The 20,495-nt window shown below is 53.8% G+C and carries 13 protein-coding genes and 1 rRNA gene; 8 read left to right on the top strand and 6 right to left on the bottom strand.

Annotation, left to right across the window (positions count from 1 at the left end; all coding sequences use genetic code 11):
* Positions 1-333 precede the first annotated feature (333 nt).
* The 5 genes from CI601_RS06925 to CI601_RS06905 all read right to left on the bottom strand — a co-directional run bounded on the left by CI601_RS06925 (position 334) and on the right by CI601_RS06905 (position 6,829).
* On the bottom strand, positions 334-1,377 hold the full coding sequence (locus CI601_RS06925; RefSeq protein ID WP_121914845.1) for a LacI family DNA-binding transcriptional regulator: 1,044 nt from the start codon (positions 1,375-1,377) through the stop codon (positions 334-336).
* A gap of 218 nt (positions 1,378-1,595) precedes the next feature.
* Positions 1,596-2,483, bottom strand: a complete 888-nt coding sequence (locus CI601_RS06920; RefSeq protein WP_051354109.1) for a carbohydrate ABC transporter permease — start codon at positions 2,481-2,483, stop codon at positions 1,596-1,598.
* Positions 2,480-3,346 carry a carbohydrate ABC transporter permease gene (locus CI601_RS06915; RefSeq protein WP_121914844.1) on the bottom strand — a complete coding sequence of 289 codons (867 nt, stop codon included), beginning with the start codon at positions 3,344-3,346 and terminating at the stop codon, positions 2,480-2,482. Before CI601_RS06915 ends, CI601_RS06920 begins: the two co-directional genes overlap by 4 nt.
* Before the next feature lie 234 nt (positions 3,347-3,580).
* A complete protein-coding gene (locus CI601_RS06910) occupies positions 3,581-4,936 on the bottom strand; it encodes an ABC transporter substrate-binding protein (protein ID WP_121914843.1) in 1,356 nt (451 codons plus the stop codon).
* A gap of 108 nt (positions 4,937-5,044) precedes the next feature.
* Positions 5,045-6,829: a glycoside hydrolase family 36 protein gene (locus CI601_RS06905; protein ID WP_259465349.1), complete on the bottom strand. Its 1,785-nt coding sequence runs from the start codon at positions 6,827-6,829 to the stop codon at positions 5,045-5,047.
* A 192-nt stretch (positions 6,830-7,021) separates the two neighbouring features.
* Between CI601_RS06905 and CI601_RS08565 the strand changes: the two genes are divergently transcribed.
* Positions 7,022-7,150: a hypothetical protein gene (locus CI601_RS08565; RefSeq protein ID WP_259465348.1), complete on the top strand. Its 129-nt coding sequence runs from the start codon at positions 7,022-7,024 to the stop codon at positions 7,148-7,150.
* A 352-nt stretch (positions 7,151-7,502) separates the two neighbouring features.
* Here CI601_RS08565 and CI601_RS06900 read toward each other — a convergent pair whose 3' ends face one another.
* Entirely contained in the window at positions 7,503-10,895 is a 3,393-nt protein-coding gene (locus tag CI601_RS06900; protein ID WP_121914842.1) for an Ig-like domain-containing protein, read from the bottom strand.
* 658 nt (positions 10,896-11,553) lie between these two features.
* Here CI601_RS06900 and CI601_RS06895 point away from each other — a divergent pair.
* From CI601_RS06895 to CI601_RS06865, 7 genes are all read left to right on the top strand, one after another.
* Positions 11,554-13,086: an alpha-N-arabinofuranosidase gene (locus CI601_RS06895; protein ID WP_121914841.1), complete on the top strand. Its 1,533-nt coding sequence runs from the start codon at positions 11,554-11,556 to the stop codon at positions 13,084-13,086.
* 55 nt (positions 13,087-13,141) lie between these two features.
* Positions 13,142-14,542, top strand: coding sequence for an ABC transporter substrate-binding protein (locus CI601_RS06890; RefSeq protein ID WP_121914840.1), 1,401 nt, complete (start codon positions 13,142-13,144; stop codon positions 14,540-14,542).
* A 53-nt stretch (positions 14,543-14,595) separates the two neighbouring features.
* A complete protein-coding gene (locus CI601_RS06885; RefSeq protein ID WP_121914839.1) occupies positions 14,596-15,510 on the top strand; it encodes a carbohydrate ABC transporter permease in 915 nt (304 codons plus the stop codon).
* 1 nt (position 15,511) lies between these two features.
* Positions 15,512-16,396: a carbohydrate ABC transporter permease gene (locus CI601_RS06880; protein WP_024627137.1), complete on the top strand. Its 885-nt coding sequence runs from the start codon at positions 15,512-15,514 to the stop codon at positions 16,394-16,396.
* 98 nt (positions 16,397-16,494) lie between these two features.
* A complete protein-coding gene (locus CI601_RS06875; RefSeq protein ID WP_121914838.1) occupies positions 16,495-17,556 on the top strand; it encodes a LacI family DNA-binding transcriptional regulator in 1,062 nt (353 codons plus the stop codon).
* The gene (locus CI601_RS06870) at positions 17,553-18,470 is read left to right on the top strand and encodes an alpha/beta fold hydrolase (RefSeq protein ID WP_121914837.1); all 918 of its coding nucleotides are present in this window, start codon (positions 17,553-17,555) and stop codon (positions 18,468-18,470) included. Before CI601_RS06875 ends, CI601_RS06870 begins: the two co-directional genes overlap by 4 nt.
* Positions 18,471-18,994: 524 nt before the next feature.
* Positions 18,995-20,495 (top strand): 16S ribosomal RNA (locus tag CI601_RS06865); the annotation flags it as partial.

Raw genomic sequence — 20,495 nt, 5'->3', positions numbered from 1 at the left:
TCTTCCGTTCTCTGCCGAAGCTTCACCCGGTCACGACTATGGACCGGTCACGAAGTAGACGGAGCATTTGAGCTGTGATCCGCCTCCTGGGTGGGCGAGCGACCTTCAGCTGCATCGACACGCCTTTATGCCACGATTCCAGTCAATCATTCATGAGCTTTTTTATGGCAGTGCATGCGTGAATTGTCGAATTTGTCGCATAACCTGATCTGATTTGCGATCTATGTTGACGTATATGCAATGCCATATGTGACCGGCACCTAGAGGAAGGAATCGCAAATCCGGCGCTCATAAAGGCCTATGTCATGAGAACGGGTTTTCTGATCCCAGAAATCACTCTGCTTTCAAGATTCCGGTCGATTCGCGTTCGATCAGGTGGCCTGGCAGCTCCACCAGCTTGTTCCAGTCAGCAGTCCGGCCGCGTCCTTGATCAATGTCGTCGATTTCCGTTTTCAGTAGATCAAAGGCCTTTTCCCCTGCCTTGAAGAAATCCTGGTGGATCGTCGTCAGAGAGGGGTTCCAGATCTTGGCAATGGGGTGATCGTCAAAGCCTGCCACTGATACATCTTCGGGCACTCGTCGGCCCACATCGTTGAGGCCTCGGATGATGCCCATGCCGATCTCGTCATTGCCTGCGAAAATGGCGGTGACCTCAGGCTTTCGTCCCAAGGCTGACCCTATGCGCTTGCCGGACTCAGGATCCCAATCAGCCTTTATGGGTGCTGGCGCCGGCACTCCGGCATCCTCACAGGCGGATCTCCAACCGGCTAGGCGGCTGTACCCGCCAGCACCACCGGGAATACTGACGTGATACACGGTTTTATGTCCCAACCCCAACAGATAGGAGGTTACCGCATACCCTCCGTCGCGCTCCTGCATGGAAATTTGAGTGACATCCGATTTCCGGTTGCCGGCAATGAGGATGATGGGCAGATCCTTGTTAACGTAGGCGAAGGCATCGTCGCTAACCTGATCGTAATCAAGGAGCACGATGCCTGCCGGATTCTGGTCCAGAATCGATTGGATGCGCTGGCGCGACTGCTCGCCCGCCTCTGGGCTCAGAACTCCGATATTCAATGTGTATCCAGCTTTTTGTGCTCTCTCCTCGATGCCGAAGATGGTCTGCGATTGGCCGAACAGGGTGGTATTCGTCGATAGAACAGCGATGGTTTTGGTCCGTTCCTTAACCAAGGCTCTGGCAATAGGATTGGGGCGGTAGCGTAGGAGCTTCACAGCTTTGGCAATTCTGTCGCGTTTTTCCTTGCTGACCCGTTCTGGGCTGTTGAGATACCGGGACACAGTAGGAACCGAAACCTGGGCCAGGACAGCGACATCTTTGATGGATGCCGGTTTATTGTGATCGACCGTCCTAGCCATAGCAACTCCCATACCCATATGCCGCCTTATGCCTGACCATCGAATGGAATTCATGCATACCCGCAGAATCAGACTGACGAACCGGCATCTGTTCGTCCGTTCTTTTGGCCGACTGCCACTGCCGTCGACTTCCGGCCACTTCATAGTACATGAGGAGGCCGGACGCGGGCGGTGTCATGCTGATACCCTGCCGTCGGCTTCCGGCCTCCTCATTCGGTCTACTTCACTGCTCCACCGGTGATGCCTGAAATGATCTTGCGCTGTGCCAGTGCGAAGATGATCAGCAGCGGCAGGCTCATCAGAATGATGTAGGCGAAGATCAGATGCCAGTTGTTCAAGTACAGACCTGCAGAGGCAACGTTGTAAAGGTTCAGCGGTAGCAGATCCATCTTGCCGGAAAGTATGAAGAGCGAGTAGAAGACGTCGTTCCAGATATAGAGGGTGACCAGAATGGTTGCTGTGGCAAGCGTCGGTCCCAGGAGGGGGAGGATGATCGTGAAGAATATCCGCATAGGACTGGCCCCGTCCATGCGTGCGGCCTCTTCAAGAGAGATCGGTATCGTCCGGATGAATCCAGTGACGAAGAAGATGACCGTAGACAGGTAGATTCCGACGTAGACCCCGATCATTCCGAGAGCCGTTCCTGACAGGCCGATGATCTTCAGCAGCATCATAACGGTCACCACTGCCGGCGGCAGGACAAGGCCAGAGATGGAAAGGGCATACACCACCGTCATTGGCTTGGTGGCTCGACGGGCAAGTACCCAGGATGCCATGGAGCCCAGCAAGAGAGCCAGGAAGACCGAGGGCACCGTTACGATCACCGATCCGAAGAAAGCCTTGATCATTTTGCCATCGGTGATGACAGTCGAGAAGTTCTGTAAAAGCTGCCAATGGCTGGGCAGGCTCATTGTGGGGCGGATCGCCTCGGCCTGGCTTTTGCCGGCTGTAACAATGAGAAGCCAGAAAGGGACACCCAGAAGTATCAGCATGACCAGAACCACCAGTACTGCATGGACGATGGTGCCGGCTTTGGATCGCTTGTTCATGGTTGTGTTGCTTTGGGCCTGGGTGGCCGTATCCGGCGTGTAGGTTGCCGATGTCATAGGATCTTTGCCTCTCTTCTCCGCAGGTAGATGATCAGGGGGATGGCGATGATCATCACCATGACAAACAGAACCAGGCTCATGGTTGTCGACTGCGAGTAGAGTCCCTGACCGAAGGTTCTCCAAATAAAGATGTTCAGTATTTCCGTAGATCCGCCAGGTCCTCCTGCTGTAGTCGCTTGGACAATGTCAAAGCCATTCATGGAGCCCAGGAGTGATGTGGCGACATTGAAAGTAAATGCCGGAGCCAGCAGCGGGAACTTGATCTTCCAGAATATCTGGCTTTTGCTGGCGCCATCGATGCTTGCAGCTTCCAGAACGTCCGAATCGATGGTCTTGAGTCCGGCCAGGAAGATCAGCATGGACAAGCCCATCCATTTCCATCCGTGGATTGCTGCGACAAGAACGATGGTCCATGTGGTGTTACCCAGCCAAGCCAGGTCGATTGTCCGTCCCAGGAAGAAGGATAGTATCTGATTGAGGGCGCCGTCAGATTTGAGCACTGCCTGCCATATGTAGCCGACCGCCAGGGCCGACATGATGACTGGAACGAAGAACATGACACGAGCAAACCTGTTGAGGCGGGTGTCTTCTTCGAGAAAGACCGCCAGGATCAACCCGAAGGTGTTCTGGAATATGGCTACGAGAATGGCGTAGACCAGGGTGATGCGCAGGTCTCGCATCAAGGTGCCCGAGCGGAACAGATCGACGAAATTGCGTACCCCATTGAAATCAATCGTCTTGCCAAAGGCCGACCAGTTGGTGAAGGCGTAGATGAAATTCATGATCGTCGGAATGAAGAAGAAGATCAGCAGAACCACAAATGCCGGAATGACGAATTGCAGCGGGTAGTTCTGCTTCATAAGCGTTTTGATGGGATTGACGGGGGTGATCGATCTGTTCCTTCTTCGCCCTCCGTGAGGTGTGACCCCCTCGGTTGCATGGTTTACCATACTTATCTGCTTTTCCTTCCATGAGATGGGCATCAGGATCAGGAGCGCCGGCCCTGATGCCCATCCGATGTCGTGCATGATGACCGCTTCCGGCTGTTGCCTTGGTGCTAGCAGCTGCCGGAAGCAGGACAAAGACAGGAGCCTTTAGAAGTTCTTGGCCCCCTGTGCTTTAGCCAATTGAGCGAACTGGTCCTGGGTCGCCTTGGTCACATCCTGGGGCGACTTCGTGCCGTTGACCATATCGGCCAAATTGATGTAAAGGTCAGGATTGGCTATGGCCAGAGACTGCATGGAGCCTACGCCGGTCTTGATCGCAGCTGCGGAATCAATCAAGGCTTGAGGAACCGAATTAGGAGACTTAACCCCTTTCAGTACGGAGATGATCTTCTGGTCTTTGACGAAGTCTGCGTATCCGGTGCTCATCCAGTAATTAATGAACTGACGAGCGGCGGCCTCCTTCTTGCTGTCCTTGCTCTTGAAGGCCACCAGCGCGTTGTTCTGTTCGGGGATGATGGTTCCGACATTCCCATCCTTGGAAATGGGGAAGAATCCGATTCTTTCGTCCAAGGCCTGTTTATCATTCTTGGCCAGAGCAGCCACGGCGTTGAACAGCGAATTGACCTGGATGATCATTCCGGTCTTGCCGTCCCAGAGCGCTGCAGCCTGGTCGGTGTCCTTGGCTGATCCCGCGTCCTTGTTATAGAGACCCTCATCGAAGAGCTGCTTGTAGTTGTCGACTGCGGTCTGAACAGTCTTGTCGGTGAACTTCTCTTTTCCGGTATTGATGCGGTCCCAGAGGCCGTTCTGAGCCGCCTCGGCCAGTTGGACGGATACCGCATACTGGGTACCCCATTGTGAGCCTGCCATTTCGAACAGGGGGGAGTTCACGCCGGGGACATTGGCCGCTTTGATCTTCTTGGCAGTCTCGACTAGATCGTTCCAGTTTTTAGGTGTCTCGGTGATGCCGGCCTTCTTGAAGACTTCCTTGTTGTAGAAGACGCCCTCAACCGGTGGGGTGGAGAAAAGAGCCGCATAACGGGTGCCGTCCACCACGCCACCTGCATCGGCGATGCCTTGGGTGTAGTTCTTCACCCAAGGTGCATTATCGAGCTTTTGCAGCTTATCTTGGGCGATAAAACCAGCCAGCATGGACTTGGTGGGCTGCCAGAAGGCCAGGTCGGGTGTATCTCCAGTCGTGATCTTCGTCTGGACATTCTGCTCGTACGGATCAGGAATGGTCTGGACATCGATTTTGGCACCCGTAGCCTTCTCGAAGTTCGAGACCACCTTCAGCGGAATCTTGTTGGAGTTCTGAGCCACCCACATTTTCAGCTGAACCCCGTCGAGTTTCTGCGTTGCCGATGGCCAGTAATCCTTAGAGCTTGTATCGGCACTGTCACTGCTGCCAGTCGAGGGATTCGAGCACCCGACCAGAGAGAAAACCATTGCACCCGTCAGGGCGATGGCCGCTCCGACTCGTGTTGTGTTGAATATCTTCATTGAAATTCCTTTCCTATGTTCCACGATCCTTCGTAGAACCTTCTGCCCATCATGAATGGCTACTCGGAAACCCCCGGTTTGTAGGTGTTGATGCCTGCCGGTAATTCCTTAAAGACGACTTTGACCTTGGGCCTCCTTTCTCGTGATCAATATGGTTCGGGACGTGAATCGACGCTCTGGCGCTTGCAAACGCAGCTTGGCATTGTTCTGGTCCCAAAGGATTTTCCATGGTGCGAAGCGTTCGCCTGTGGGGAAGATGGTATGAACGTCAACGGCTGAGTCGGCGAAATCAGGCAAGGATAGAACCACATTGCTTTCTTTGCCGGCGGGGTCTCGAGCCCACACCGTCACCAGTGCGCTCTGGTCATAGCGAAGACCGAGGGCCAATGCCTTGTCTGTCCATCCGGGCAGTCCCATGGGCCAAAAAGGAACGGCTCTGGAAACGATGGGCTGTATATGAAGCTTGTAGGTCCGTACGGCCTGGGCGATCAGGTTGCGCCGGTCCTCATCCATGGCATTGAGAAAGCCCGAAATGAACAATCTGCCCAGCATGCTGGTGTTCAGGTTGAAGGCGATCTCCTCCAGGCTCATGGAAGCTTGGGGATAGGCCCAGTTGGCCGTCTGCTCCGGCACGGTCATCATCGGTGAGGATACTGCAATCGGTGGATAGAGACGATAATCCTGCTGATCCGAAGTTGATTGGACACGGAAGTGACTGGTCTGCATGAAATCTTCGCGCATGCCGCCCGAGGAGCAATTCTCAAGAATCAGGTCTGGGTAACGCTCATGCAAAGCATCCAACCAGTCACAGTAGGCCCGGTTGTGACCTAGAAGTCCATCTCCCAGGCTATCGGCTTTATTGTCGGTGCCTGCTCCGGGAGAGACGTTGTAGTCGAACTTAAAGTAGCCGATGCCGAATTCGCCGATAAGCCTATCAATTACCGAGTCCATGTACTTGCGAGCCTCATCAGTTCGAAAGTCGAGTAGATAACGGTCCTGTTCGACCACACGTCGACCATTGCGTTGGAAGAAGGCCGCGTTTGGCAGTGCGGCGGCGATAGGGCTGCGCACGCCCACGACCTCGGGTTCCATCCACAGGCCGGGAACCATGCCACGCGAGACGATGGCATCAATCACCTCGGCGAATCCCCCCGGGAAGCGCGTCGTGGAGGGTTTCCATTCGCCCACTGAAGGCCACCAATCGCCGGAATCGTCATACCAGCCGCAGTCGATGCAGAAGACTTGGGCGCCCACTTCAGCTGCGCTGTCGATCAGTGGAAGCAGCTTCTCTGTGGTCGGGTCACCGTTGATGGTATTCATGTAGTCGTTGAAAACCACTAGTGGATGTTGGTCCTTGGCCACGTGCGTGCCGAAAGTCCGCCGATAAGCGATCAAGGAATCGTAGGCCGGTTGAAAGGAGGAGGCCAGAGTGACCGAGGCTGGTACGGATGTAAAGGTTTGTCCCGGCGCAAGGCATTTTGACCAAGAGTGATCTTCATTTGTGGGTCCGGATAAAGCCATGTATCCATCGACGGTATAGTCGCCAACCTCCCATCGCCAAGCTCCGTTGTGCTCGACTTGGAAAATCCAAGTGGCTGTATGGCTCTTGTTGCATAGGACCGCGAGCGGAGCCTGGCGACCAGTTGACCAGGTGCCTGTGGAGATTGCTTTGTACTCGTTGCGTGGATTGTTGCCGGTCAGCTCCTGAGAGAGCTGAGGGAAGAGATCCTCGGTATTTTCAGAGCGCCAGCGATTTTCGCCCAACCAGGCGAAAGCGCCGTGAAGAAGTTTCCAGCTGCTTGCATCTTGCTGCTCTCCGGGCGTGGATCCGAACAGGCTGACCCAGCTGGTGACTGATTCGAGGCTGATCGGGCGGTTTCCGATGTTGGTCACTGTTACAAAGGTCCGAAACATGGTCTGATTCGTAGGAAGTTGATAGGTCACGTCAGCTTGAAGACCGGCGGTACGATTCTCCATTTGTACGTGCAACGAATTGATACCGTTTTCAGATTTGTCAGAATGATGAGAAACGTATCGCATGCCAGCCCCGATTGAAGTGCTGACCAGCCTTTCGCAGGCAATCCAATGACCGAAGCCAGCGGCCATGATCTCCACAAGGGGCAGATTGTCGTCGATCCTCATGTCCACGTCATCCGACGTAATCCGACCTATGCTGACTGGAGCGTCGTCATCCCAATGGAAAAACAAGGATAGACGATTATTGCCCCATTGAAAGTCATGTGTCATGATGTCCTCTGCCATATGATTACAGCCAAGTCGGGTGTCGGTGGAGATCGTGGTGACCGATAACCGCAAACAACCTTCCCTGCTTATTTGCTGATCGCCTCTCTGTGGTCTTGGAGAATGTTCATATCCCTATGACCGCGAAGGTCAATCCCTAAAACACAGAGTAATTTGAAAACGTTATCGAGTCAATTAAGCGTGTCGTTTCTGTCGGGTTGTAAGTGTGTCTGCCGGCGATGCCGGTCTTCCTGTGGCTATCGCACTGGGCAATGGCCACAGGAAAGCCGTTAATTCGACCAAGCCTCACAGCATGCACAGTATGTCATGACTGTTTGCCGTGAGAATGCTGGACCATCATGAAAGTCAGAACGGAAGTTCCTACAAGCACGATGGTTGTAAGGAGGATGAGCGTAACTGCAGACCCTGTGGATGAAAGTCGGAATTCCTGACCTTTTTGTCCTGCTGTTTTCGCGCTCGACCTAGGCTTAGCTTTTGAATTGTTCGCGGTCGACGCATCTGCGGATGTCGCCGGAATCACCTGAAGACGGAAGGACGAGCTGGCACTTCCGGAACTTGCTGTGATCGTGCAGTTGCCAACCTCAAGGGCAGACAGCATGCCTTGGGGGTCTACCGTTGCTATGCGTGGATCCGATGTGGACCAGGTGATGGCGGCATCAGATGATCTCTGCGAATCTGTGGCGGTCAACTGCAATTTCTGGCCCTTACGCAGTGTCATTCGGCCCTGAGCCAGACCGGGGGCATGGATGGTGACTGAACCTGGTTCTGATGGGTGGGACTCTAGGTCTTCGGATGTCGGCGTCCCGATGATTTCAGGGTAGAAAATCAGGGAGTCGATATTCGGTGCCACTCCCCAGGAGACAGCGCCTCTGCCCGTTCCAGCCGGATCCCAGTTCCCCAGTGATAGGGCCCCTCCATTCGTGGATACCTGCAGCGAACGGTTCAAGAAGCTTCTGTCGGAATAGGTATACCTAAACGAACCTCTGGCAAGTTCGGGGCCGTGGCCATCCCCCTGGCGGATTTGCAGTCCGAGGTCCACGATTTGCGGGTTATAGTCGTGTCTGCCGATGAAGGCATCGTTGGAGAATCTGACGGCCACCATATAGTCCCCACGAGGAACCGTGCCTGCCGGAATGGTCATGATGCCGGGATTGTGCGTATTCACCTTTGGTCTGTTGTTGCTATTTTCAACCACTACACGGGTGCGATCGCCGTATCCGGCTGGGCCGCTTTCAGCAGTGGTGAACTGATTTCCCAGGCCGATCACGTATTGGTGGTTTTCGGCATTGGACGAATTCTCAGTGATCGCGCTCGCCCCGCCGTTCAATTGTTGATCCTCTGCCTGAAGGGAGATGGCAGAGTGACGCAGATCCTTGGATGCGGCGACCTGAACATCGCGTAGACTCACGCCTGTTCCCGAAAGGTCCAGACTGTTGATGCCTTCACTCAGTGCCACCTCAAGATTGGTCGATTGCAGACCTGAGTAGGCGGCAGTGATTCCCGGGAGGTTTTTTCCATTCATGTTCAGGGCAATCGGTGTTCCTTTGGCGGTCCGATAGACGAGTTTGATCGTGTGGTATCCCTGGGACCAGCCGTGGATGAAGGCATGAGCATGGCCTGATCGAAGTTCGGCGAACCCGCGACTGCCTTCATTGGAGAAATCGAGCGAGGCTCCGCCAGCAAGGCGAAATTGCGTAGCCGGGTAGTCTACGGCATCACTGGTTCCATCGCGATCCTCGGGAATCCTGTAAAGGAGGAACTTGTCAAGAGTGTTATCCAAGGCCGTCGATCCATGGATACTGATGATGTGTCGTCCTTGAGTAAGGTTCATCTCCAGCTGAGTGCTTCCCCTGTAGAGCCATTTCGCGGCATCTTTCATGGCGAGTTCGGAGTGATAGTCCAATTCGCCAACGGCTTTGGAGTCCACGCTGACCTTATTAGTCCCTGGGAATCCTGTGTTTCCGCTGATTACCTGCAGCCTGTATTTGCCGTCAGCAGGGGTTTGGACTTCCCAGTCAGCTGTGGCCCCATCCTTGAAGTTGCCGACATCACCGTTGCCGGACGTCATGAAGTAGCTCCACCCATTGCCCGAAGGTGTTTTGTCATAAGCACGGGCGCCGCCGGATAATTTGGTCCGTTCAGCTTCTGTGACTTGGAGATTTCGGCCCAATTGGTCGTCTGTGCGAAGTGACCGGTCCTGGTGTGGCGTGACGACGAGTTGATATGAGGCATACCGGTCCACACTGGTCGTGGTGACATCGAGTGTGCCATTGCGTACCTGAGCATTTGAGAGCGTATTGACCACGCGGGGGGTTGCAGCGATGCCGTCTGGCCCCGTAAAAGCATTCTCGCGCACTTCGACATCCACTGTGGAGCTAAACCCTGCCTTGTCTAATCCCGTCAGTTGCACGGTCACTGGAATGTTGGCTCCGGTATTCTTCACCTGATCGGCGTTCTCGTCGTTGGCGCCTCCGTATAAGACTGTTCCCTTATGGTTGGCGGTATCCAATGCCCCGATGCCTTGGAGCGAGTCGATTTTGTCGCGGTGATCGGAATCCACCTGAACAGTTTGATCTCCTCTCAGGTCTCCATACCATTTGAACTGCCACCAGCCTGCATTGGCAGCATTGGCATTGGCCATATTGTCTGATAGGTTGCCTGCATAGTTCCAGTAAGCGGTCTCGGCCTGGACTTTGGTGTCCTCGAACATGCTCATCCATTGCACAAGTTGACCAGGTACGGACATGTCGCGTAGCTCTCCGTACTCGGTGATGTTGATCTTTCTGGCGGGCACGCCGATGTCGTGTTCCAAAGCACGGTAATTCGCGTAGTGGGTGCGATAGTTCTGCAGGCTTTCTTTGCCCAGCTCATGCCAGACGAAGATATCCGGTAGGGTTCCCGCTTCCTTGGTGTGGCGCAGAAAAGCTGCTGATCTATTCTGCCTGAAGGATGAGTCCCCAGGGCCGGCTATGCGGGCGTGCGCTGCTGTGGGGCGCACCTTGCTTGGTTTTTCGCCGGTTTTGTATTGTTGCCAGATGGTTTGTATCAGTTGGTAGTCCGCGTCCCAGTCGTTCAGGAAAGTTGTTTTGAACAGCGGGTTCTGGGCATCATCGCCCGTGTAGTACCAGTTGCCTCCGTCTGGCTCGTTGAAGGGGATGAAGGTGTATTGGTCGGGATGCTCTGATTGGGACAATATCTTATTGACGACGATTTCGACGACTTCGCTATAATCCCAACGTCCATTGGACTGATCGCTGTAGGTGCCATATCTGGGATCGCTGACAGGCACATTGGTTACATATGATCGGTCATCTCCCGGGCGTGAACCATGGTTATAGGACCAATCTGGGTAATAATCCTGCATGTATACGGCCAGTTCTTGTCCTCCATTGGCAAAGAACTGGCGCTCCAAGGCCAGGGCGTCCCCGCTGGGGTGTTGGGAGCCCGTTGGCGGTTTCTGTGAGGAATTTTCCACACGGGCGCCGTCGAGAATGGCATCTGTCGGCGATCCTTCGTCGCCTAAACCGTACAGGGTTCCAGAAGCTCCGCCGAGGAAATTCCCGGTTGTCTTGCCCATATCGACTTGGAGGACTTGCGCTGGTTTGGCTTCATCGGCGTAGGCTGCCGGCAGAACGCATGCTCCGATCAGCAGACCCGCGCTCGCCGTTAATGCTAGAAGTGTCTGATATTTTCCCATGATGTGTTTCTTCCATCGGAATGCAAAGCAATCGCTCGATTCGGATAGTTCAGGATCCGAGTGAGTGATGCTGAGAACTACATTGTTCACGCATTGGCCGTCTGATCCTCAACGGCGAGGTCATAATCGGCTGGGTGCGTTGATATGTGCAAGGCCCCCTTCCCTTTAATCGCGGGTTCTGCCTGGTGAATGTCCGTCGCTGGCATATCATCGACGCGACTAAAAACAGCATATTGTGAAAACGTTCTATCGTCAAATATATGCTTCTATCGACTCATAAAACCTATAAAACATGCGATTTCTATAGAGGCTCTGTTTCATATAGATAACGTTCTCATATTTAAGAATATGGCAGTGATTATGGGCGCAAGGAAGGGGCGATCTTACCGCCGAGATGACTGCGTCTGTGGCAGGCAAAAAATAGATACAACGTTAGTATCCATTTGAGCGGCTACTCAAATGTTGAACACTGTATGTTAGGAAAAGAGTAGTTCAGAATACTTGATTTGTCAGGCAATCGTATATAGAGTACATTGTCAGTTAAGAAGTACAAGGTTGTATTAAATATCAGGGCGCTGATGCACTGGCATCGGTTCCCGGCTTTAAGACAACGTTGTTTCGCTTCGTTCGGTATGGAGGTAACAGAGGAATGGAATCTATGGCGCAAACCCGTCAGAGACGGTCGTATATGCATGTGGATGGGAGGTATCAGTTAGCGACGGTCGATGATAGGCTATTCGGCTCATTCGTTGAGCATCTTGGTCGGTGTGTATATACGGGGATCTACGAACCTGACCATCCGAGAGCCGATGGTCACGGATTCAGGCAGGATGTCATCGATCTGGTCAAGGAACTGGGCGTTTCGACCATTAGATATCCTGGCGGCAACTACGTGTCAGGCTACCGTTGGCAAGACGGAATCGGTAACCCTGCCAGTCGGCCACGTCGGCTTGATCTGGCATGGCATTCCACTGAAACCAACCAGTTTGGCCTGCATGAGATGGAGGACTGGCTTGCCGAACTCGGCGGCAATGAGCTGATGGAGGCTGTGAACCTGGGGACACAGGGGATCCAAGAAGCCTTGGATCTTCTGGAGTACTGCAACATTCCCTCTGGAACAGCTCTGTCGGATTTGCGACGCCAGAATGGAGCAGACCGGCCTTTCAACATCCGTATGTGGTGTTTGGGCAATGAGATGGACGGTCCCTGGCAGCTAGGCCATTGCGATGCGATTGATTATGCCAGGATGGCGGCCAAGACTGCAGCAGGAATGAAGCAGCTTGACCCGGATCTGGATTTGGTCGTCTGCGGTTCTTCCAGCCATGCCATGGACTCGTTTGGCAAATGGGAACGAACAGTGCTGGAACATACCTATGATTATGTGGATTTCATCTCTTGCCATGCCTATTACCAGCCTCACAATGGCGATATGGAGAGTTTTCTGGCTTCCGGGGTTGATATGAACTCCTTCATCAGGGATGTATCCGCAGTGATCAACTCTGTGAAAGCCGAACGGCATAGTGATCATCAGGTCTATATCTCCTTTGATGAATGGAACGTGTGGTATCAGGATGGGGAGAAATCGAAGAATCCAGAGGGTATCGACAACTGGCCGATCGCTCCCCGCCTTCTTGAGGACACATATACTGTCATGGATGCCGTCGTCTTCGGCGACCTGCTGATCACCCTTCTGCAAAATGTAGACGTTGTTAGGTCCGCTTCTTTGGCACAATTGGTAAATGTCATAGCTCCCATCATGACGGAACCAGGCGGGGACGCCTGGAGGCAGACGATTTTCTATCCATTTGCTTATGCTGCAAGGTATGCCAAAGGTGGCACGGTATTGTCTGCACCGCTGGAAGGCTCTGAGCACCATACCAACCAGTACGGCACGGTGGCCGATGTCAATGCTGTAGCTGTTCAGCGCTCTGACGGCACGCTGGCGGTGTTCGTCGTCAATCGTTCGGTGAAAGGCGACAATCAATTTACCGTTGATCTCGGCGAGAGTGCCTCATATTCACAGGTCGAAGCCTTTACCCTCCATGATGATGATTCACAAGCCGCGAATACGGCTCAGAAACAAGAAAGGGTGGTCCCTTACCGGAACAGGACCGCAGTCATCGAAAACAATGGCAGGCAGGGATGCGTCACGCTTCCTCCTGTGTCCTGGACGATGCTGTTGTTCGCATGAATCAGGTTTGTCGCCCAACAAGGAAGTGGGCGGCACAGTTCAAAAAGGAGAAAAGATGAAAACAGCACGACTCATGGGTGCGTCGGTACTGGTAGCTGTGATGGCGCTGGCAGCAGGAGCTTGCGGTTCTCCCGGGTCGCCCTCTGGCTCGTCCAATAACGAGGCATCCCAGGTGCATAACGATGCCAAAGCCAACGATACTGCCAAATGCCGCAATACAGTTAAAAAGCCCAATGCCGAAAAGGTGACTGTGTGGGCTTGGTACCCTGCATTCGGCAAGCTGGTTGATCACTTCAACGAAACACATGATGATCTTCAGGTCTGCTGGACCAGCGCCGATCAGTCTGCCAAGGCATACTCTCGATTCAACACCACCATTAAGGCCAAGTCTGGTGCTCCCGATGTGATTCAGCTCGAGTATGCGGTTATGCCGCAATTCGCGTCAGGTGTGGAAAAGCATTTGGTGGATCTGTCGAAGTTCGGCGTAGATAAGATCCGGAGCAATTACACAGCAGGCGCTTGGAAGGATGTCCAACTGGGAGGTTCTAAAGGAGTCTACGGAGTGCCGGTGGATGTGGGTCCTGTGGTCATGTATTACCGCAAGGATATCTTCGACAAGTATCAGGTCAAGCCGCCAACGACTTGGGATGAGTATGAACAAGCAGGACGTGAGCTCAAGCAGAAGGGTTACACAGGACATATAGGCAACTGGCAGCCTAATGGCACGCTGTTCAACTACGCCTACTACGATCAGAACGGCGCTAAAGTCTTTAAGTATTCAGCCAATGATCCTGAAAATGTCGGTATCAAGATTAATTCCGACAAGGTAAAGAAAGTCGTCTCCTTCTGGCAGAAACTAGCCAAAGATGACATTGTTGCGACGGACGATACAGACACCGCAGAATGGAATAAGAAGAACGTCGACGGTTCCTATGCGACAATCATCCATGCCTCTTGGTTGGTCGGATACCTCAATGGTGTCAGCGGAGTGCAGGAGGGATCACAATGGCAGATTGCCAAAGCCCCTGTTTGGGACCAGTCAGATCCTGATGTCAATTGCGGCGGTTCGGGAATGGCTGTGACTGATCAGGCCAAGCATACCGAGGCTGCAGCGAAGGTGGCCATGGAGCTCTTTGGGGATGATGCCGCACAGGATATCGCGGTCAATGACAGCGGCCTGTATCCTACATGGACCAAGAAACTCAGCTCGGCAGCCTTCTTGGATAGGCAGGAGCCGTTCTTCGGCAACCAAAAGATCAACAAGATTATTGCTCCGGTGGCTCAGGGGTACAAGGGCTATCAATTCCTTCCGTTCCAAACATATGCCAATGACGAGCAGACCAAGACACTTTCCGCCATTCTCCGAGATGGGAAGAATGTTTCAACGAGCCTGGATTCCTTGCAGCAAACGCTAAGCGACTATGCCAAGCAGCAAGGATTCAAGGTATCTCAGTAAGTCTGGTCGGATCTCATGGGGGGAGCTGATCGCTCCCCCCGGGAGGATAAATCATGTCAGCAAAATATGTGTCTGCCAAAAGGCGTCGCCGGCTGAGCAAGGATAATGTGTGGGGTTGGTTCTTCACGTTGCCTTTCGGCATCGTTTTTATTGTATTTCTGGTCGTCCCACTAGTTTATGCCTTTTACGTGTCCCTTTTCACCTACACGCAAGTGCGTGGAAGTGTTTTCACCGGCTTGGAAAACTATCGACGGGCTTTCTCGGACCCTATATTCCTTAAAGGCATGGGCAGGGTCGTGATCTATACGTTGGTCATGGTGCCGATTCAACTTGGCTTGGCGCTGATTCTAGCCTTGGTCATCGATTCCATGATGACTCGCTTAGCATCTGCTTCCCGGCTTCTGTTCTTCCTTCCCTACGCCATCCCGGTGGTCATCGGGGCGCTGATGTGGGGATTCATTTACTCGAAGAACCTGGGTCCGTTTACTTCGATCTTTGCCTTATTCGGCCGTCAACCACCGGATTTTTTAAGTACAAACGGCATATTCGGAGCATTGGTCAATATGGTCACATGGCAGTGGACAGGGTATTACATGGTAATTCTCTACTCTGCCCTGAGGGCCATACCGCATGATCTATACGAATCCGCCAGGTTGGATGGCGCTTCGGAGCTGCAGATAGCTGTTCGGATCAAAACGCCTATGATCAGCAGCTCGTTGGTCATGGTCACGATCTTTTCGTTGATTGGGACCTTGCAGTTCTATACGGAGCCAATGGTGTTGCGCAATAATGCCAACTCGGCCATACCCCCGGAATACACGCCTAATATGTATGCTCAGGCGTTGGCCTTCAACTACAACCAGATTAACTACTCGGCAACGATCTCATTCGCTTTGGGGCTTCTGGTCGTTATTTTCAGTGTGATATTCATGCGGGTTACCCGCAAGCAGTCTGGGTTAGGGGATTAGCATGCTAAAGGAAAAGGATGCGGCTCGTAGAATCGCCCAGCCACATCGCGTGGGTTCGAATCTTCTGTTGATCGTATGCATCATCTATTTCCTGATGCCTGTGTGGTGGCTGGTTGTGGCCGCGACAAAATCCAATTCCGGACTGTTTATGGGTACGGGTGGATCCCTTTGGTTCGACAAGCATTTCGCGCTTTTCGACAATATCAAGGAGCTCAGCACCTACGAAGGGGGCATATATTGGCGATGGCTGCTGAATTCCTTCCTATATGCCTTTGTCGGAGGACTGGGGGCCACCATTATTTCGGTCATGGCCGGTTACGGGTTCGCAAAGTTCAGGTTTGCCGGCAGAAATGCCTATTTCGATATCGTGCTGGGCGCCCTGATGATTCCGACCACTGCCTTGGTCATCCCCACTTTCATTCTGATGTCGCAGATAGGAATGAACGATACTCTCTGGGCGGTTCTGTTGCCTTCGCTGCTGTCACCGTTCGGCACATACCTGATGCGCGTGTACTGCACGGGATCGCTGCCAGACGAAATGCTGGAGGCGGCCAGGGTTGATGGAGCCGGGGAAATCCGAACCTTCATTCAGGTGGCTCTGCCCATCATGACCCCGGCCATAACCACGGTTTTCCTGCTTTCCGTAGTCAACTGCTGGAACAACTATTTTCTTCCGCAAGTTGTGCTTGCCGATACCAAGCTTTTCCCGATTACAGTGGGATTGACCCAGTGGCAGGCCAAGTCGAATGCGGGCTCAGGGTCGGAGCAGGTATGGAACCTGATTACCTCTGGAGCCTTTATCTCTGTCATTCCTCTTGTCTTGGCCTTCCTTTTCCTGCAGAAGTATTGGGTAAGCGGGCTGACGGCTGGTGCCGTTAAAGAATAGGTCTTCCTCGCATGTTCCGCTTGTGCCCCTCGTCGTTTCGGCGGGGGGCACGTATATTCTCGAATAGGGAGTAATCGTTGCATCCATAAGGAGCGGCAATGCGGAGACGAGTGACCATCAAGGATGTGGCCAAAGAGGCGAACGTCTCCATAAAGACCGTTTCCAATGTGTTGAATCATTCAGGCAGTATGCGTCCCGAGACCCGGGAACGTGTCAAAACAGCCATGACCAAATTGGGCTATCAGATCAACATGTCAGCCAGATCGCTCAAGACAGGAGCAACAGGCATCCTAGGGCTGGGAATATTCGATTTCACCCAGCCCTTTGGGGCCTATCTGGCTGACAAGGTGATAGAAACCGCCCGTGAACGTAAGTATGGTGTGGTAGTCAGTACCTATAGCTCTGGCGGGTCGGGTATTCGAACCATTATCGATGAGACTTACCATCTAGCCGCAGATGGGTGGATATTCTTCGTTGAGCGGCCCTTGCGCGACAAGGGCATTTTGCTCTCGCAGACCTACCCACTGGTGATGACCGGGGACTATCGCCCATATGGCAAGGCAGACTTTGTCACCATGCCGAATACTGAGGCAGAGCGATTCGCAACGGGGCGGCTTCTTGACGCGGGTTGCAGACGCTTGGCTCTGGTCGGGGCGCCAGCCAAGTACAGTCGCAGATCGGTCTTTTCTGCGGTGGAAGGGACTCAGGAACTCCGAGTCAGGGGATATATCCAAGCTTTTGAGGAGCGCGGACTGGAGGTTGATTCCAATCTTATTGTCAGCCTGCCACGCCTGATGACCGACGAGGGGATTAAGGCAGCCGATTTCCTTCTGGATGACCATCCCGATGTCGATGGAATCATTTGCTTGAACGACGCGGTTGCTTATGGAGTGATGCATCAAGTTCAAAAAAGAGGTCGTTCGATTCCAGATGATATTCAGGTGGTGGGGTTTGACAACACTCCAGAGGGAAGCTATTCCAACCCTGCTTTGACGACGATTGATCCTTTGATTGACGACTATGCCCGGGTGGCGGTCAGCATGCTGATAGAGCGGATCAACGGATATGCGGGCCCTGTGCGTACTTATACCACAGGTTTTGAGCTTGTTGAACGTGATTCAACACAGGCCGGAAAAGATGCCGATAAAATGACTCCATGACTGGTCGCATCGCGGTATTTCCCAGTAGCTCCCGATTATATGGTACGCAGATCAATGGCGCACGCTTTGTTTTCTCGATGAATCCAGCCCCTCGCTGTGCTCCCATCATTCTTTACCTCCATGGCGGTCCGGGCGATGCCTGCATTCCGCTGACCATGCGCTACAACGCAGCCTTGGAGCGCGATTTCCGCTTCATCAACCTGGATCAGCGAGGTAGTGGGCTGTCCTACCATCCTTTTGCACCTGACGAGATAGTGACCATCGATTCGATGGTTGAGGACGTTCACCAATTCGTGCTTGAGCTTCTTCACGTCTACGGGCAGGATTCCCTGATCCTCATCGGTCATTCATGGGGTAGCGTCCTGGGACTGGAGATGGTGAAGCGGTATCCCTCGCTTGTTCGCTGTTATATCGGTCTTGGACAGGTTGTCAGCATGCGGGCCGCTCTTCGGTTAAGACGGCGTTGGGGGCAACAGAGTTGGGGCTCCCGGCTCGGTTCGATCGTCAGCAGAGAGAGTGGGGCTGCTGACGTGGTGCTGATGCTCGATGAGCTGCTGTCTCGTGGCGGGGTTGCCATGCTGTTTGGATCTCTGGAACGGATCATGACTTACCTGCGCTCGCCTTACTACAACTGGTCGCGACTGCTCAACCATGCTAAGGGGGTGGCTCAATCACGGGCACGCTTGGATGCTGAGTTGGAGCAGGTCGATTTCAGCGGGCAAACCTCTTTTGCGGCTCCTGTTTATTTCATCAGCGGCAAATATGACCGTCATCTGCCTGGCAGTCTGGTTAAGCAGTTTGCAGATGGACTGAAGAGCCCGCATCGGTTCATCCGTTTTAACCGGTCAGGGCACTGCCCACAATGGGACGAGCCAGAACGGTTCGCAGCAACGGTTAAAGCACTCTGCTTGTAGCGCGTGAGTAAGCAGGAACCGCAGCCTGGCTGCACGCGCTCATCCGCATGATAGAAATACCTCTTGAGGAGAACCAAATCTACTAATATGAGTAATTGAAGATATTGGTTTGAGCCTCGTTGAAGAGTGCGCGGGGCTCCTGGATAGGTGAAGGCCAATTGAGCGGGGCTTGGTCGGCAAAAACCGACACGCCGTAGAAACCGCGAAATCATTGGGTTCCACCGTGATTTCAGTATGCCAATTTGCGGGACAACCCAAGTTCGTGTAAGTTTACTTCTTGCTGCCCGGCAGTGATGAGAACTCTTCGGAGGGCTTGGAGCTGTTGGTGTGGTGGTGGTTTGAGAACTCAAGAGCGTGTTTGTGCTACTTATAGCTTTTTGATTGCCAGTCCGGTGCCTTCCCCTGTTGTGGGGTTTCGTGGGAGCGTGTAATTGGTGTCGGGGTTTTTCGTGGGTTGGTTTCCTCCTTATGGAAGCTGGCCCGTCAATTATTGATGTGGGCTGTTTCGGCCTTCTTCATGGTTTTTTGTGGAGGGTTTGATTCTGGCTCAGGATGAACGCTGGCGGCGTGCTTAACACATGCAAGTCGAACGGGATCCAGGCAGCTTGCTGTCTGGTGAGAGTGGCGAACGGGTGAGTAATGCGTGACCAACCTGCCCCATGCTTCGGAATAGCTCCTGGAAACGGGTGGTAATGCCGGATGCTCCGCATCATCGCATGATGGTGTGGGAAAGGGTTTACCGGCATGGGATGGGGTCGCGTCCTATCAGCTTGTTGGCGGGGTGATGGCCTGCCAAGGCTTCGACGGGTAGCCGGCCTGAGAGGGCGACCGGCCACATTGGGACTGAGATACGGCCCAGACTCCTACGGGAGGCAGCAGTGGGGAATATTGCACAATGGGCGAAAGCCTGATGCAGCGACGCCGCGTGCGGGATGACGGCCTTCGGGTTGTAAACCGCTTTTGATTGGGAGCAAGCGAGAGTGAGTGTACCTTTCGAATAAGCACCGGCTAACTACGTGCCAGCAGCCGCGGTAATACGTAGGGTGCAAGCGTTATCCGGATTTATTGGGCGTAAAGAGCTCGTAGGCGGTTCGTCGCGTCTGGTGTGAAAGTCCATCGCTTAACGGTGGATCGGCGCCGGGTACGGGCGGACTGGAGTGCGGTAGGGGAGACTGGAATTCCCGGTGTAACGGTGGAATGTGTAGATATCGGGAAGAACACCGATGGCGAAGGCAGGTCTCTGGGCCGTCACTGACGCTGAGGAGCGAAAGCGTGGGGAGCGAACAGGATTAGATACCCTGGTAGTCCACGCCGTAAACGGTGGATGCTGGATGTGGGGCCCGTTCCACGGGTTCCGTGTCGGAGCTAACGCGTTAAGCATCCCGCCTGGGGAGTACGGCCGCAAGGCTAAAACTCAAAGAAATTGACGGGGGCCCGCACAAGCGGCGGAGCATGCGGATTAATTCGATGCAACGCGAAGAACCTTACCTGGGCTTGACATGTGCCGGACGGCCGCGGAGACGCGGTTTCCCTTCGGGGCCGGTTCACAGGTGGTGCATGGTCGTCGTCAGCTCGTGTCGTGAGATGTTGGGTCAAGTCCCGCAACGAGCGCAACCCTCGCCTCGTGTTGCCAGCACGTTATGGTGGGAACTCACGGGGGACCGCCGGGGTTAACCCGGAGGAAGGTGGGGATGACGTCAGATCATCATGCCCCTTACGTCCAGGGCTTCACGCATGCTACAATGGCCGGTACAACGGGATGCGACATGGTGACATGGAGCGGATCCCTGAAAACCGGTCTCAGTTCGGATCGGAGCCTGCAACCCGGCTCCGTGAAGGCGGAGTCGCTAGTAATCGCGGATCAGCAACGCCGCGGTGAATGCGTTCCCGGGCCTTGTACACACCGCCCGTCAAGTCATGAAAGTGGGCAGCACCCGAAGCCGGTGGCCCAACCCGTTTGGGGGGGAGCCGTCTAAGGTGAGGTCCGCGATTGGGACTAAGTCGTAACAAGGTAGCCGTACCGGA

Origin of the sequence: Bifidobacterium sp. wkB344, assembly GCF_003688305.1 — a bacterium.
GTDB classification, from domain to species: Bacteria; Actinomycetota; Actinomycetes; order Actinomycetales; family Bifidobacteriaceae; genus Bombiscardovia; species Bombiscardovia mizhiensis.
Note: the sequence above shows the minus strand (reverse complement) of the source record. Positions and strands in the feature narration are given on the sequence as shown.